Genomic DNA, 13,823 nt, shown 5'->3' with positions numbered 1-13,823 from the left:
GGCCTCTGACGCTGAGCCTTGCGGAGATCGGCTAACTGCAGCGAATGTCGTGAAAAAATATGAAAGAACAATTCGCTATCAGGATTTCTGCAAGTTCTGTCTGATGTTCAGCCAGGATGCCGCTCATCGCGGCCAAGGGATGGGGACGCCGGCGTGCGGCGTCCCCAATGTCACTACTGGGCGAGAACGAAGGGTGCCGTGTACTTGTCGACATTGTCCTTGGTGATCAGGATGCAATCGAAAAGCTGTTTTTCGCTCTTGGCACCGGTCTTGCCGGTCTTGATGAAGCTGTCGGCCTGCTTGACGGCTTCTTCGGAGAAGATAGCGACCGGTTGCAGGACAGTATACTGAAGCTCACCGGCCTTGATGGCGGCGACAGCGTCCGGCGAACCGTCGAAGCCGCCGACCTTGACGTTGGCGAGCTTGCCGGCTTCCTTCAATGCAGCAATTGCACCAAGCGCCATTTCGTCATTGCCGGAGATCACGCCCGTGATGTCGGGGTGTGCCTGCAGCATGGACTGCATCTTGTTATGGCCCTGGGTGCGGTCCCAGTTGGCAACTTCCTTGGCAACCTTCTTCAGGTCGGGATATTGCGTCAGAACGGTTTCATAGCCGTTCGAGCGGGTGGCGGCATTGTTGTCGGAGGGCGAGCCGAAGAGTTCGGCATAGTTGCCCTTGTCGCCAACGGCTTCGACCCACTGCTGAGCGCCGATCGCCGCACCCTGAGCGTTGTTGGAGACGAGCTGAGCCTTGGCAAGGCCTTCCTGGTTGATTTCGGCATTGACCAGGAAAACCGGGATGCCGGCTGCAACGGCCTTCTTGACTGCACCTACCGAGCCGTCCGCATTGGCCGGATCGAGGATGATGGCGACCGACTTGTTGGTAATCGCCGTATCGATCAGGTTGCTTTCGGTGTTGGTATCGCCCTTGTGCGCACCGACCGTGGCGGTATAGCCGAGCTTCTCGGCGGTCGCCTTGGCGATGTTGCCTTCCGTCAGCCAGTAGGGGTTGGACGGATCGTTGACGATGACGGTGATCTGGCCGGCGGCCCAAGCGGCCCCGGTCAGAAGCGGTGCCACAGCAACTGCTGCCATGACGATGCGCAAGCCTTTTTTAAACATTAGTCTCTCTCCCTTTGATGAGCTCTGGTGATGCCGGCGAACCAGCGGTCCTTTCTCCGATCGGCGTTTTTCACCGGTCGGTGACAAGTTTCGGTAAGTGTCAGCCGGACTTGGTCCGACGTCCGTACTGGATGCTGTTCATGAGCACGGCGAGCACGATGACCGCGCCGGTAAAGACCGTCTGCCAGTAGGCCGAGACACCGATGATGACGAGGCCGTCCGCCAGGAAGCCGATGACGAAGGCGCCGAGCATGGTGCCGCGCACCGTGCCGCGGCCGCCTGTCAATGCGGCGCCGCCGATGACGACAGCGGCGATCGCCGTCAGCTCATAGCTGGTGCCGGCATTCGGACCGGCCGAGGTCAGCTGCGAGGACAAGACGAGGCCGGCAATGGCGGCACAAATGCCTGAAAGCACGTAGACAGCGATCTTGACCTGCTTGACCGGAACACCGGAAAGATCGGCAGCGCGCTCGTTGCCGCCAGACGCATAGAGCCAGCGGCCGAAGGCGGTACGGCTAAGCACGATGCCACAGATGATCGCAAGCACGGCAAGGACGATGACACCGATCGGGACGCCGGCGAGGCGGTTGAAGCCCAGCCAGTTGAAACCCGTGTTGCCGAGTTCGGGGCGGCCACCGAGATTGTTGTAGGTAAGTCCGTTGGTCATCAGCAAGGCGATGCCGCGGGCAACATACAGGACACCCAGCGAAGCGACGAAGGCCGGAACGCGCAGGTAGGCGATGAGCACGCCGTTGACCGCACCGACCACGCCGCCGAGAATGCAGGTCAGCACGACGACGGCCCAGACCGGCGGATAGAGAATAACGCCGAAGCTCGAAAGCGTGACACCCTGCATCAGGAAACCGGCAATGCAGCCGGCAAGGCCAAGCGTGGAGCCGACGGAAAGATCGATGCCGCCATTCAGGATGACCAGCAGCATGCCGATGGCAAGGATGCCGAAGATCGCCACATGCGAGGCCATGGTCAGGAAGTTGCTGAGCGAGAAGTAATAGGGCGACAGGAAGGAGAAGACCGCGATGATGACGATCAGCGCAAAGAAGGCGCGTCCTTCCAGGATCAGCCGCACGAGACTGAAATTCCGCCGCTGTCCGTTGGATACTGGTTTCTTATCTGTGATGTTTGTGACTGACATAATCAGTGCTCCATGAATGCGGCTAGTGCGCGACCACTGCTTCGCCGGAGGCGGCCATGATCTTTTCTTTGGTGACATCAGGACCGAATTCGGCAGAAATCCTGCCGCGGTGCATGACGATGATGCGATGGGCGATGCTGAGGCACTCGGCGACTTCCGAGGTCGAATAGATCACCGCCAGACCTTCCTTGGCGCGCTCGGCGAGCAGCTTGAAGACCTCTGCCTTCGCGCCGATATCGATGCCGCGGCTCGGCTCGTCGAGCAGGATCACGCGAGGTGCCGTCGCCAACATTTTGCCGATGACAACCTTCTGCTGGTTGCCGCCCGATAGCGAGCCGATTGCCGCGTCGCCGCCGTCGGTCTTGATATGAACCTTGCGGATGGAGTCGCTGACCAGCGATCGCTCGCGACCGCTTGAGGTGAAAAGACCCTTGGTAAAGGCGCCGATGCTGGCAAGCGACAGGTTCGAGCCGACGGTCATCGTCTGAACGAGGCCGTCGCGTTGTCGGTCTTCGGGGACCAGCACCAAACCTTGTGCGATGCGTCCGGCGATGCTGAGACCACCGACATCCGTGTTGCCGAGGAGCACGCGGCCGCCGCTCGAGCGCAGCCGTCCCGCCACGCATTCGAGCAGTTCGGTACGGCCGGCGCCCATCAGACCGTAGATGCAGACGATTTCGCCGGCGCGGACTTCAAGCGATAGGCGATCGACAGCGTTATAGGCGGCGCCCGAAGGGCCAGGAACCGTGAGATTGTCGATCGTCAGCGCCACGTCGCCCATTCTGTGGCCGGTCGGCGGGCTGCCGAGGTCAAAATTGTCGCCGACCATGTTGCGCACGATCCATTCGAGATCGATGTCCTTGCGCTCGGCATAGGCGGTCATGTTGCCATCGCGCAGAACGACGGCGTGATGGGTGATCTGCAGCGCCTCTTCCAGATGATGCGAGATATAGACGATCGACACGCCGCGGTTCGTCAGGTCGCGAATGACCTTGAAGAGAACTTCGACCTCGCTGGCGCTGAGCGCGGAGGTCGGCTCATCCATGATCAGGATGCGGGAATTGACCGATAGAGCGCGAGCGATCTCCACGATCTGTTGCTGGCCGAGACGCAGATCCTCAACCGGTGTCATCGGATCGATATTTTCTTCGAGCTCCTCCATCAGCGCCCGGGTCTGGCGTTCTTCCTCGGCAAAGTCGACCACGCCTCCCTTCATGATCTCGCGACCCATGAAGATGTTGTCACGGACGCTGAGGTTCGGCGCTAGGCTCAATTCCTGGTGGATGATGGAAATGCCGCAGGCGCGCGCATGCGTGGAGGAGGCGAAGGAAATGGGGGCGCCATCGAGGATGATTTCGCCCGATGTCGGCTGGATGACGCCGGACAGGATCTTCATCAGGGTGGATTTGCCGGCGCCGTTTTCACCGAAGAGGGTGGTGACCTCGCCGCGGCGAATATCGAAATTGACACCCTTCAGCGCATGGACGCTGCCATAGGATTTGGCAACGTTCCGGGCGGCAAGAACGACTTCTCCCGTGAGCGTGCCATTGTTCTGGACCTGGCTCATTTCACATCGACCTTTACCGGGGTGACGAGCCAGTTCTTCGGATTGATGAGCTTGAAGACTCCGACGACTGTTGCCGTCTTGCCGGTCAGCTTTTCAGGGTCCAGGCCGCCAAGGGTCGCCTTCTTCATCTCGTTGTTGATGGCGGAGCCCGCGTCCTGATATTCGATCTGGTTGGTGAATTGTCCGAATTCAATCTTGCCAGTCGCATCGCGAAGATCGGTGCCGTTGATCGCAGGGCCCGTCTGGATGCGAACGGTGATGCCGTCAGGCATGCCGTCGACCTTGAATTCGTTGAGGTTAGCCTTGCGTTCGCCGAAGGCGCCCGTCAAGGAGACGGGAAGAACGGGACCGGTTGTAGTCGCGACGCCATATTTCTCGCCGGCCGCCTTCTTGTCGGCGAGAACCGCACTGGCGAGCGTCACCGCATCGACGGCGCGCTTTTCGACATCGGCCTGCACTTTCGGGAATTCGGCAGTGCCATAGGTGTCCGGTTGGAAACCCTGTTCGCGCACGTCGTGTTCGGAGCCGATCTTGACCACCTTGGTATCGGCGGCGATGGCGCCGATCACGATCACAAAGGCGGCGATGCCGGTGACGATCTTCACCTTGGAGCCGGTCGGCTTGGCAGTTGCGTATTGAGCTTGCGTATTCATGTTCAAACGACCTCGGGCATGTCAGCCGGATTGCCTGATGGAGAAAGGGAGAAAAGTGCCGCGATCCGGCTTAGTGGCAGTCGGGTCTGCGCATTTGGCGCGGGGCGCGTTCCGCTTGGCTCCGGGCTACGCCGTCACCGAAAGGGAAATTCAACATCAGGAGCCTCCTCAGCATATAGGCGACTGTCTCCTCCAATCGCCCTCTTCACATTTTCCGCATCTATGCGATATTTGTGATATAAGTATGTTAATAACTGCACTTCATATGTTATAAATCTTTAAGGCTGTCAACCGTGATTTAGTGCGCTTTGTATTCGGTGGGCCTCTATGAGTTTCAGTGTTTCCTGTTTTTTCGCGCCTAAGCTTGCTGCTCTATTGGTGCGCTACGGGCGTCCTGCGATCGGTGCCGCTTTAGCCGCCTTAACTGCAGGGAAATTACTTAAGTGATTAAAATAATTGGTGAATATGGAAACGGCGCACACATATTTTGCAGCGTCTTGCTGACCCCTTCGAGGAGCTCCGCTCGTTGCGTCAATTTTCTTCGATTGCAGTCGCTGCTCCTGCCCGCGGTGACGCGACGTTTATTTTCATCTATTTTATATGAAAAAAATTACAATACCAGAAAATTATTACTGCAGCCGCGATATCTTTGTGTTATGAGGGCGGCATTCGGATGAATCGTGAATCCATTGTCTGTTAAGTGGTGCTTCATTCGTCATTCTGTCTGTGGAGTGGCAAATATAGCGACGACGAATGCGGACAAGCATAGCTTATGCCCTTGGTCGTAAGGGGAGGAATGAAAATGTTTGTGATGTTTGCTTGCGCTCGTGTTGCAAGACGCGGGATGGCGGGGTTGGCGTCCAATGCCTAAGAGTGACGGGATCATCATCGGGATCGATGCGGGGACCTCTGTTTTGAAGGCGGTTGCCTTCGACTTAACCGGAAAGCAGATCGCTTCCGCTTCGGCGCGAAATCGCTACCGGACGGGTGAAGACGGATCGGTCACGCAGTCGCTCGGCCAGACCTGGACGGACTGTGTCAGCGCATTGCGCGGGCTTGGGGAGAAGGTCGAAAATCTTGCCACCAGGACGGCTGCGATCGCGGTTACGGGGCAGGGCGATGGCACCTGGCTTGTTGGTCCTGGCGATGCGCCCGTCGATGATGCCTGGCTTTGGCTTGATGCCCGCGCAGCATCGACGGTCACGCGGTTGAGCGCCCTGGAGGGTAACCGCGCCCGCTTCGAGGCGACCGGCACCGGTCTCAATACCTGCCAGCAGGGCGCGCAGCTCGCCCATATGGATCGCTTCATGCCTGAGCTTCTCGATCGAGCCGAGACGGCGCTGCATTGCAAGGACTGGCTCTATCTCAATCTGACAGGCATTCGCGCGACCGATCCATCCGAGGCAAGCTTCACTTTCGGCAATTTCCGCAATCGGCAATATGATCTTGTTGTCATCGATGCGCTCGGCCTTGCCCGCCGGCGCTCGCTTCTTCCCGAGATCGTCGATGGAACGGAGATCAGCCATCCCTTGACGGAAACAGCGGCAAAGGCCGCCGGTCTGCTGGCCGGAACGCCGGTATGTCTCGGCTATGTCGACATGGTGATGACCGCACTTGGCGCCGGAGTTCGCACCGGCGGCCAGAACGCGGCCTGCTCAACGATCGGATCGACGGGCGTACATATGCGCGCAAAAGCCGTGCCGGATGTCCAGCTCAATGACGAAGGGACTGGCTACGTGATCGCCCTGCCGATCCCTGGTATCGTCACGCAGGTCCAGACCAACATGGGTGCGACCATCAATATCGACTGGATTCTGAAGATTGCGGCAGATCTGATGTCCGCAAGCGGGAGCGAGATTTCCTATTCCGACCTCATTCCGCGTATCGACGCCTGGTTTGCCGAAGCGCGGCCGACGAATCTTCTCTATCATCCCTATATTTCCGAGGCCGGCGAGCGCGGTCCCTTCGTCAATGCCCATGCGCGTGCAGGCTTTACCGGCCTTTCGACGAGGCACGGCTTTGCCGACATGCTGAGGGCCGTCGTCGAAGGGCTCGGCATGGCAACGCGCGATTGTTATGCCGCCATGGGCGACATGCCTTCGGAGCTGCGCATCACGGGAGGAGCTGCCCGGTCGCGCGCACTGCGGGGGTCGCTGTCGGCCGCCGTCAAGGCGCCGGTGCGCATTTCCGATCGCGAGGAGGCGGGAGCCGCGGGTGTCGCGATGATGGCCGCTGTCGCGATCGGGGCTTATCGCGACATGGACAGTTGCATTGCCGACTGGGTCACACCGCTGCTCGGCGAAGCCGAAGCGCCGGATCAGGAAAACGTCGAGCGCTATGACCGCTTGTTCGACGCCTACAAGGACGTGCGCCAGGCGATTGCGCCCGCTTGGGACAAGCTGGCCCAGCACTAGCCGTTATCAGGCCGGCGAGCGAGCGCGGCTTAAAAGATTGAATTGAAGATGCCCCAAGGGCATTTGAACCAGGGCATCCTTAGGAGCATGACATGATGGAACCGGAAATCTTTGATCTTTTCGTGATCGGCGGAGGCATCAATGGTGCCGGCATTGCGCGCGATGCAGCAGGCCGCGGCCTTTCGGTTATCATGTGCGAAAAGGGTGATCTCGCGGAGGGGACGTCTTCGCGCTCCGGTAAGCTCGTGCATGGCGGCCTGCGTTACCTTGAATATTATGAATTCCGCCTGGTGCGCGAGGCACTGATCGAACGTGAGGTGCTGTTGAACTCGGCCAGCCACATCATCTGGCCGATGCGCTTCGTGCTGCCGCACAGCCCGACGGATCGTCCCGCATGGTTGGTGCGTCTCGGCCTGTTCCTCTACGATCATCTCGGCGGCCGCAAGAAGCTGCCGGGCACCCGCTCGCTCGATCTGCACCGTGACCCGGAAGGAGCGCCGATCCTGGATCAATATTCGAAGGGCTTTGAATATTCCGACTGTTGGGTTGATGACGCCCGGCTCGTTGTTCTCAACGCTCTCGACGCTTCCGCCAAGGGCGCGCGGATCTTGACGCGCACGGCTTGCGTCAGCGCCCGGCGCGAACAGGGTAATTGGCTCATTCAGATGCGCAGCGAGCGCTCCGGCGAGGTGCGGACGGTGCGCGCCCGCGTGCTGGTCAATGCCGCCGGTCCCTGGGTCAACGACATTATTGGCCGTGTCGTCGGCTCGAACAGCCAGCGCAGCGTCCGGCTCGTCAAGGGCAGCCACATCATCGTTCCGAAATTCTGGGCCGGCCAGCAGGCCTATCTCGTCCAGAACCACGACAAGCGCGTGATCTTCATCAACCCTTACGAAGGCGACAAGGCGCTGATCGGCACGACCGACATTCCCTACGAGGGCAAGCCGGAGGACGTGAAGGCCGACGAGAAGGAAATCGATTACCTCGTCACGGCGGTCAATCGCTACTTCAAGGAGAAGCTGCGCCGCTCCGACGTTCTGGAAAGCTTCTCCGGTGTGCGGCCGCTGTTCGACGACGGCAAGGGCAACCCGTCTGCTGTCACGCGCGACTATGTCTTCGATCTTGACGAGACCGGCGGCGCGCCGCTCCTGAGCGTCTTCGGCGGCAAGATCACGACCTTCCGCAAGCTCTCCGAGCACGCGATGCAGCGGCTTGCGAAATTCTTCCCGAAGATGGGTGGCGACTGGACGCGGAGTGCTGTTCTGCCGGGCGGCGAAATCCCCGATGCCGATTATGTCGCCTTTGCCGATACGCTGCGTGCGGCCTATCCCTGGATGCCGCGTGCGCTCGTCAATCACTACGGCCATCTCTATGGCGCCCGCACGAAGCAGATCGTTGGCAATGCCGCGTCGCTTGCTGAGCTCGGCCGCCATTTCGGCGGCAATCTCTATGAAGCTGAGGTTCGCTATCTCGTGGCTTGCGAATGGGCGCAGGCGGCCGAAGACGTGCTCGTGCGTCGCACCAAGGAAGGGCTGCGCATGACGGCTGAAGAGAAAGCAGCTTTTGCCGCCTGGTTCGACGCCGAACTGGCGCTGGCCGCCTGAACCACCAGATCCTGCCGGAGAATACGCATGCCCTTGACGCTTTCACTCAACACCAACCCGCTTGTCAATCGCTTTGCCGAGCCGGCCGATCTGATCGAGACCGTTGCGCGCGATCTGCGCATCCGCGATCTGCAGTTGACGCACGAATTCATCAATCCGAGCTGGCAGGCACCGGTCATTCGCCGGCTGACGCGCGACATGCAGGCAGCCCTGAAACGCACCGGCGTTCGCGTAACCTCAGGCATGACCGGTCCCTATGGCCGTCTCAATCATTTCGGCCACCCGGACAAGGATGTGCGTCGCTATTATATTGACTGGTTCAAGACCTTTGCCGATATCACCGCCGATCTCGGCGGTCATTCGGTCGGCACACAGTTCGCGATCTTCACCTACAAGGACTACGACGATCCGGTCCGGCGTGAGGAGTTGATCGAGATCGCGATCGACTGCTGGGGCGAGGTGGCCGAACATGCCCAGGCTGCCGGTCTCTCCTACATCTTCTGGGAGCCGATGAGCATCGGTCGCGAATTCGGCGAGACGATCGAGGCCTGCCTTTCCCTGCAGGACAGGCTAATCAAGGCGCCGTTCGCCATTCCGATGTGGATGATGGCCGATATCGATCATGGCGACGTCACGTCGTCCAATCCCGATGATTACGACCCCTATGCCTGGGCGCGTACCGTGCCGAAAGTGTCTCCGATCATTCACATCAAGCAGAGCCTGATGGACAAAGGCGGACATCGCCCCTTCACGGCGGAGTTCAATGCCAAGGGCCGGATTCAGCCCGAACCTTTGCTCAAGGCTTTCGCGGAAGGCGGTGCCAAGGACAATGAAATCTGCCTGGAATTGTCGTTCAAGGAGCGCGAGCCCAACGATCGCCAGGTCATCGCGCAGATTGCCGAAAGTGTCGCCTTCTGGGCGCCTCATATCGACACGGGCGCTGGTGACTTGCATATCTAGCCGGTGGAGCGGCCGAGTCCCGATTCATCAGGTACCAAATTCTTTCGAGGAGGTGGCCGGATCGGACACTATGGCCGGAGAGAACAGGCGAGGGACTATGCCTATGGAAATGAAAGGGAACGGACGATGACGGATGCGGATGCTTCGCTCGCCGTGCGGGCGGCATGGTTGCACTATGCAGGCGGGCTGACGCAGTCCGAAGTGGCGAAACGTCTCGGCGTTCCTTCGGTGAAGGCGCATAGGCTGATTGCGCGCGCGGTTGCCGAAGGCGTCGTCAAGGTGACGATCGATGGCGATATCGTCGAATGTGTCGAGTTGGAATCCAAACTTTCGGCTCGCTTCGGGCTGCAATATTGCGAAGTCGCACCCGATCTGGGCGAGGAAGGCTTCGAGTTTCGCGCACTCGGTCAGGCGGGAGCCGGCTTCCTGCGGCGCGAGATCGAGAGCGGCAACAATAGGGTGATCGGCCTCGGCCATGGCCGAACGCTCTCCTCCGCCGTCCATCATCTGTCGCGCGTCAGCGCCAAGGATTTACGTTTCGTCTCGCTGCTCGGCGGCCTGACGCGTAACTATGCAGCCAACCCCTATGACGTGATGCACCGCATAGCCGAAAAGACCGGCATGCAGTCGCATGTCATGCCAGTGCCCTTCTTCGCCAATACACGGGAAGACCGCGATGTGCTGCTTGCGCAGCGCGGCGTAAAGGAAGTCTTCGACCTTGCAAACGGTGCCGATCTCAAGCTCGTCGGTCTCGGCACCGTCGATACCGATGCCCAGCTCGTCTTGTCGGGCATGGTCGAGCCGAAGGAGATCAAGGAGATCACGGCGGCCGGGGGCGTCGGCGAAATTCTCGGCCATTTCTTCGATGGCGATGGCAATATACTTGAGACGACGCTGACCTCGCGCACATTGTCTGCCTCCCTGCCGCGCATCAAGGGCGAGCGGCTGGTCGCGCTCTCAGGCGGATTGCCGAAGGTCGAGGCCATCCGCGCCGTCCTCAAGAGCCGCTGTCTATACGGTCTGATAACGGATGAGAAAACGGCGCGGGCACTCCTAAAGGATGAGGTGTGATGCCAGCGGCAGCAAACAGGAGTTCATCTCAATATAACAACAGAAATGTTGATTTGTGAGATTTTGATGTTATATCTCTCCTGAATTCCATTTCGGGCCAAAGGCCGGAGTGCAAGGTGAAACGCGAAGAGCGCCAGCAATCGATCATCAATCTGCTCGTCGAGCACAAGACCGTCGATCTCGACGATCTCGCTGACCGCTTCGTCGTGTCCAAGATGACGATCCATCGCGATCTCGATGATCTCGAACAGGCCGGCGTGCTGCGCAAGGTCCGGGGCGGCGCGACCATCGATGCCGGCACCCAGTTCGAAAGTGATTTCCGGTTCCGCGAGCGCCAGGGTCATGACGAGAAGCTCGCCATGGCGCGCACGGCGCTGGAACTGGTCGAGCCCGGCATGACCGTAATGATCAACGATGGGTCGATGGCGGCAGTTTTGGGCGAGATGCTGCTGCAGAAGCGGCCGTTGACGCTAATCACCAACAATGCCGCGATCATCGATCGGATGAAGAACGAAAGCGGCATCACCCTGATAGCGCTCGGCGGCATCTATTCCGCAAAGTTCAATGCTTTTCTGGGCGTCGTTACAGAGGAGGCATTGTCGCGGCTGCGGGCCGACATCGCCTTCTTGTCGACGCCAGCCGTTTCCGGCAAGCTCGCCTATCACATGGACGATAACGTCGTGCGCACCAAACGGGCGATGATCGCATCGGCGGCCAAGAACTGCTTGCTCGTCAGCCATCAGCGCATCGGCCATACCGCACTGCACGTAATGGCCGATCTGACTGATTTCGACGCCGTAATTACCGATCGCGCACCTGATGCCGACATCCTCGAGCAATTTCGCCGCGACGGCATCGCTCTTACCATCGCCTCGAACCAGGATATGACATGACAGAGAAGCCACGCTATTGGATCGGCACCAGCTGGAAGATGAACAAGACGCTTGCCGAGGCCCGCGCCTTCGCTGACGCCTTGCGTGCCGCCGATGCTCTTCGGGATCCTCGCATCCAGCGCTTTGTCATTCCACCCTTCACAGCCGTGCGGGAAGTTAAGTCGATCCTCTCGGAAAGCTCCGTCAAGGTAGGCGCTCAGAACATGCATTGGGCCGACCACGGTGCGTGGACGGGGGAAATCTCGCCGTTGATGCTGAAGGATTGCAATCTCGATATCGTCGAGCTCGGCCATTCGGAGCGTCGCGAGTATTTTGGCGAGACCAACGAAACCGTCGGCCTCAAGACAGAGGCGGCCGTCCGTCATGGCTTGATACCGTTGATTTGCATCGGCGAAACGCTGGCCGATCGTGAAAGCGGCCGTGCAACGGAGATCCTCAGCGAGCAGGTCGTCGGCGCTCTGTCGAAGCTTTCGGATGCCCAAAAGCAGGCCGATATCCTGCTTGCCTACGAGCCTGTCTGGGCGATCGGGGAAAAGGGCATTCCAGCCGAGCCATCCTATGCCGACGCGCGCCAGGCGGAAATCATTGCGGTCGCGCAAGACGTGGTCGGTCGAAAGATTCCCTGCCTCTACGGCGGATCCGTCAATCCGCAAAACTGTGAAGAACTCATATCCTGCCCGCACGTAGACGGGCTCTTCATCGGCCGCTCGGCCTGGAACGTCGAGGGCTATCTCGACATTCTCGCCAAGTGCGCCGCCAAACTCTGAGGAGACATATCATGAAGCTTGCTATTGCTGGAGACAGCGCCGGTGAAGGCCTCGCCAAGGTTCTCGCCGATCATCTGAAGGAGCGTTTCGAGGTGAGCGAAGTGTCGCGCACTGACGAGGGGCCAGATGCGTTTTACGCCGACCTCGCCGACCGCGTCGCCTCCGGCGTCATCGACGGCACCTATGACAAGGCGATCCTTGTCTGCGGCACCGGCATCGGCGTCTGCATCTCGGCCAACAAGGTGCCGGGTATTCGCGCGGCGCTGACCCATGACACCTATTCGGCGGAGCGCGCGGCGCTCTCGAACAATGCCCAGATCATCACCATGGGTGCCCGCGTCATCGGCACTGAGCTCGCCAAGGCGATCGCTGATGCCTTCCTGGCGCAGACGTTTGACGAGAATGGCCGCTCGGCCGGCAACGTCAAGGCTATCAACGAGGTCGATGCGAAGTACAACGCCCGTTAAGAGCGATTTTGGGAAAGGGCAGGCGGTTTGTCTGCGCTGCCCGGATGGCTGCCTCCCAGGCTGGATCGAGCCAATATCAGGCGAAGGCACGTGAAGCGCCTTCGCCTGATTATTTTTGTAGGCCTACGACGCGGCCTGTCAGGCAGCGGGGGCCAATGGCTGTGTCGCCTGGTGGCGTGCCCAGGCGATACCGTCATCGAGCGAGGTCGCGCGGTAGGCAAGATCGGTGCCGCCGGAGAATGCCGCCATGAACCGGCGTATCTTGCCATAGCTGTTGTCCAGCACCGCATGCGGCCGTCCAAGCAGGATCGAGCAGATATGGACATGCAGACGGTCCGTGACGATCGCCTGGCCGCGGGAAATCTGGCGTATGCCGCGTCTCAGACGATTATGTGCCGCTGCGTCGAGCTTGCGCAGCCTTATTTCCGCCGGTTTGAGGGCCATGAGAGCCGTTGCCGCGCCGATCGCCTTGGAGATGCGCACACGCTTGGCGGATTCGGTCGTCCAGTCCTCTTTCGGGATATCGGGATAGGCGGAAAGATTCGCCTCGCCCACCTTCTCAAGATCGGATCTCAACATGGCAAGCACGGGAAATTCCGGGGCCTCCGGCCGGATTGGGCCGATGCTGAAGGCCATGTCCGGGCAAAGGCGCACCTCGCAATCGAAATGCTTATGGGCAAACTCTTTCGATTCCTCGTCGCGCACCAGCAGTACGAAATGCTTGTGACGTCCGATGACGCGGGCGCTTTCCTCAATGCGTGCCTGCGACTTGTAATGGATGGATTGCGGGAACTGGATTACCTGCCGATTGGGAAATCGCTCCAGAACCCGTTCACGGAAGTCCTGATGCGCATCCCATATGTCGCCGAAATTGCCGCCGCCATGAATGAAGATCGGGCCGGTCGGCATGGTGCGGTCGAGCTGCTCGGGCGAGAAATCGTCGATGCGCGAGACATAGGCCGGCCGCTTGCCGTATCGCCTGTTGAGATAAGCCATTTCGCCGAGCCATATGGCGGAGTCGCCGCAGTTGCGGATGTCGGGAAAGTCGAGGATCGCCAGAGGTTCATCATTGCTGATGTAATCCTTCAGGCAATCGTGGATCATGTTGTCCAGTTTGGCGATCAGCTGTTGATTTGATGGTAATGTCATTTCC

The 13,823-nt window shown here is 59.7% G+C and carries 12 protein-coding genes; 7 read left to right on the top strand and 5 right to left on the bottom strand.

What is annotated here, in order from left to right; all coding sequences use genetic code 11:
- Nucleotides 1-173: 173 nt before the first annotated feature.
- The 4 genes from RTCIAT899_RS27600 to RTCIAT899_RS27585 form a co-directional block, all read right to left on the bottom strand.
- Nucleotides 174-1,121, bottom strand: coding sequence for a D-ribose ABC transporter substrate-binding protein (locus tag RTCIAT899_RS27600; RefSeq protein ID WP_015343135.1), 948 nt, complete (start codon nt 1,119-1,121; stop codon nt 174-176).
- A gap of 100 nt (nt 1,122-1,221) precedes the next feature.
- Nucleotides 1,222-2,274, bottom strand: a complete 1,053-nt coding sequence (locus RTCIAT899_RS27595) for an ABC transporter permease (protein ID WP_041678207.1) — start codon at nt 2,272-2,274, stop codon at nt 1,222-1,224.
- Between the two features lie 22 nt (nt 2,275-2,296).
- A complete protein-coding gene (locus tag RTCIAT899_RS27590; protein ID WP_015343133.1) occupies nt 2,297-3,841 on the bottom strand; it encodes a sugar ABC transporter ATP-binding protein in 1,545 nt (514 codons plus the stop codon).
- Nucleotides 3,838-4,494, bottom strand: a complete 657-nt coding sequence (locus RTCIAT899_RS27585; RefSeq protein ID WP_015343132.1) for a DUF2291 domain-containing protein — start codon at nt 4,492-4,494, stop codon at nt 3,838-3,840. The genes RTCIAT899_RS27590 and RTCIAT899_RS27585 overlap by 4 nt, the downstream gene beginning before the upstream one ends.
- An 863-nt stretch (nt 4,495-5,357) precedes the next feature.
- Here RTCIAT899_RS27585 and RTCIAT899_RS27580 point away from each other — a divergent pair.
- The 7 genes from RTCIAT899_RS27580 (at nt 5,358) to derI (ending at nt 12,670) form a co-directional block, all read left to right on the top strand.
- Nucleotides 5,358-6,908, top strand: a complete 1,551-nt coding sequence (locus RTCIAT899_RS27580) for an FGGY-family carbohydrate kinase (protein WP_015343130.1) — start codon at nt 5,358-5,360, stop codon at nt 6,906-6,908.
- 92 nt (nt 6,909-7,000) lie between these two features.
- Nucleotides 7,001-8,512 carry a glycerol-3-phosphate dehydrogenase gene (locus tag RTCIAT899_RS27575; RefSeq protein ID WP_015343129.1) on the top strand — a complete coding sequence of 504 codons (1,512 nt, stop codon included), beginning with the start codon at nt 7,001-7,003 and terminating at the stop codon, nt 8,510-8,512.
- 27 nt (nt 8,513-8,539) lie between these two features.
- Nucleotides 8,540-9,472 (top strand): sugar phosphate isomerase/epimerase family protein, encoded by a 933-nt coding sequence (locus RTCIAT899_RS27570; protein WP_015343128.1) that lies wholly within the window; start codon nt 8,540-8,542, stop codon nt 9,470-9,472.
- A 126-nt stretch (nt 9,473-9,598) separates the two neighbouring features.
- Nucleotides 9,599-10,543 (top strand): sugar-binding transcriptional regulator, encoded by a 945-nt coding sequence (locus RTCIAT899_RS27565; protein WP_015343127.1) that lies wholly within the window; start codon nt 9,599-9,601, stop codon nt 10,541-10,543.
- Nucleotides 10,544-10,659: 116 nt separating this feature from the next.
- Nucleotides 10,660-11,436: a DeoR/GlpR family DNA-binding transcription regulator gene (locus tag RTCIAT899_RS27560; protein ID WP_015343126.1), complete on the top strand. Its 777-nt coding sequence runs from the start codon at nt 10,660-10,662 to the stop codon at nt 11,434-11,436.
- Complete coding sequence (locus RTCIAT899_RS27555; protein ID WP_015343125.1) at nt 11,433-12,203, top strand: triose-phosphate isomerase; 771 nt, start codon at nt 11,433-11,435, stop codon at nt 12,201-12,203. Before RTCIAT899_RS27560 ends, RTCIAT899_RS27555 begins: the two co-directional genes overlap by 4 nt.
- 11 nt (nt 12,204-12,214) lie before the next feature.
- Nucleotides 12,215-12,670 carry a D-erythrulose-4-phosphate isomerase gene (derI, locus tag RTCIAT899_RS27550; RefSeq protein WP_015343124.1) on the top strand — a complete coding sequence of 152 codons (456 nt, stop codon included), beginning with the start codon at nt 12,215-12,217 and terminating at the stop codon, nt 12,668-12,670.
- A gap of 138 nt (nt 12,671-12,808) precedes the next feature.
- Here derI and RTCIAT899_RS27545 read toward each other — a convergent pair whose 3' ends face one another.
- Nucleotides 12,809-13,819: a polysaccharide pyruvyl transferase family protein gene (locus tag RTCIAT899_RS27545; RefSeq protein ID WP_015343123.1), complete on the bottom strand. Its 1,011-nt coding sequence runs from the start codon at nt 13,817-13,819 to the stop codon at nt 12,809-12,811.
- Nucleotides 13,820-13,823 lie beyond the last annotated feature (4 nt).

This window comes from Rhizobium tropici CIAT 899, from assembly GCF_000330885.1.
Taxonomy (GTDB): Bacteria; Pseudomonadota; Alphaproteobacteria; order Rhizobiales; family Rhizobiaceae; genus Rhizobium; species Rhizobium tropici.
This window is presented reverse-complemented; position numbering and strand designations above follow the sequence as displayed.

What these genes read in the sequence shown, in the direction of transcription:
- RTCIAT899_RS27600 (WP_015343135.1), bottom strand. Translation starts at nt 1,121, where the DNA reads ATGTTTAAAAAAGGCTTGCGCATCGTCATGGCAGCAGTTGCTGTGGCA.
- RTCIAT899_RS27595 (WP_041678207.1), bottom strand. Translation starts at nt 2,274, where the DNA reads ATGTCAGTCACAAACATCACAGATAAGAAACCAGTATCCAACGGACAG.
- RTCIAT899_RS27590 (WP_015343133.1), bottom strand. Translation starts at nt 3,841, where the DNA reads ATGAGCCAGGTCCAGAACAATGGCACGCTCACGGGAGAAGTCGTTCTT.
- RTCIAT899_RS27585 (WP_015343132.1), bottom strand. Translation starts at nt 4,494, where the DNA reads ATGAATACGCAAGCTCAATACGCAACTGCCAAGCCGACCGGCTCCAAG.
- RTCIAT899_RS27580 (WP_015343130.1), top strand. Translation starts at nt 5,358, where the DNA reads ATGCCTAAGAGTGACGGGATCATCATCGGGATCGATGCGGGGACCTCT.
- RTCIAT899_RS27575 (WP_015343129.1), top strand. Translation starts at nt 7,001, where the DNA reads ATGATGGAACCGGAAATCTTTGATCTTTTCGTGATCGGCGGAGGCATC.
- RTCIAT899_RS27570 (WP_015343128.1), top strand. Translation starts at nt 8,540, where the DNA reads ATGCCCTTGACGCTTTCACTCAACACCAACCCGCTTGTCAATCGCTTT.
- RTCIAT899_RS27565 (WP_015343127.1), top strand. Translation starts at nt 9,599, where the DNA reads ATGACGGATGCGGATGCTTCGCTCGCCGTGCGGGCGGCATGGTTGCAC.
- RTCIAT899_RS27555 (WP_015343125.1), top strand. Translation starts at nt 11,433, where the DNA reads ATGACAGAGAAGCCACGCTATTGGATCGGCACCAGCTGGAAGATGAAC.
- derI (WP_015343124.1), top strand. Translation starts at nt 12,215, where the DNA reads ATGAAGCTTGCTATTGCTGGAGACAGCGCCGGTGAAGGCCTCGCCAAG.
- RTCIAT899_RS27545 (WP_015343123.1), bottom strand. Translation starts at nt 13,819, where the DNA reads ATGACATTACCATCAAATCAACAGCTGATCGCCAAACTGGACAACATG.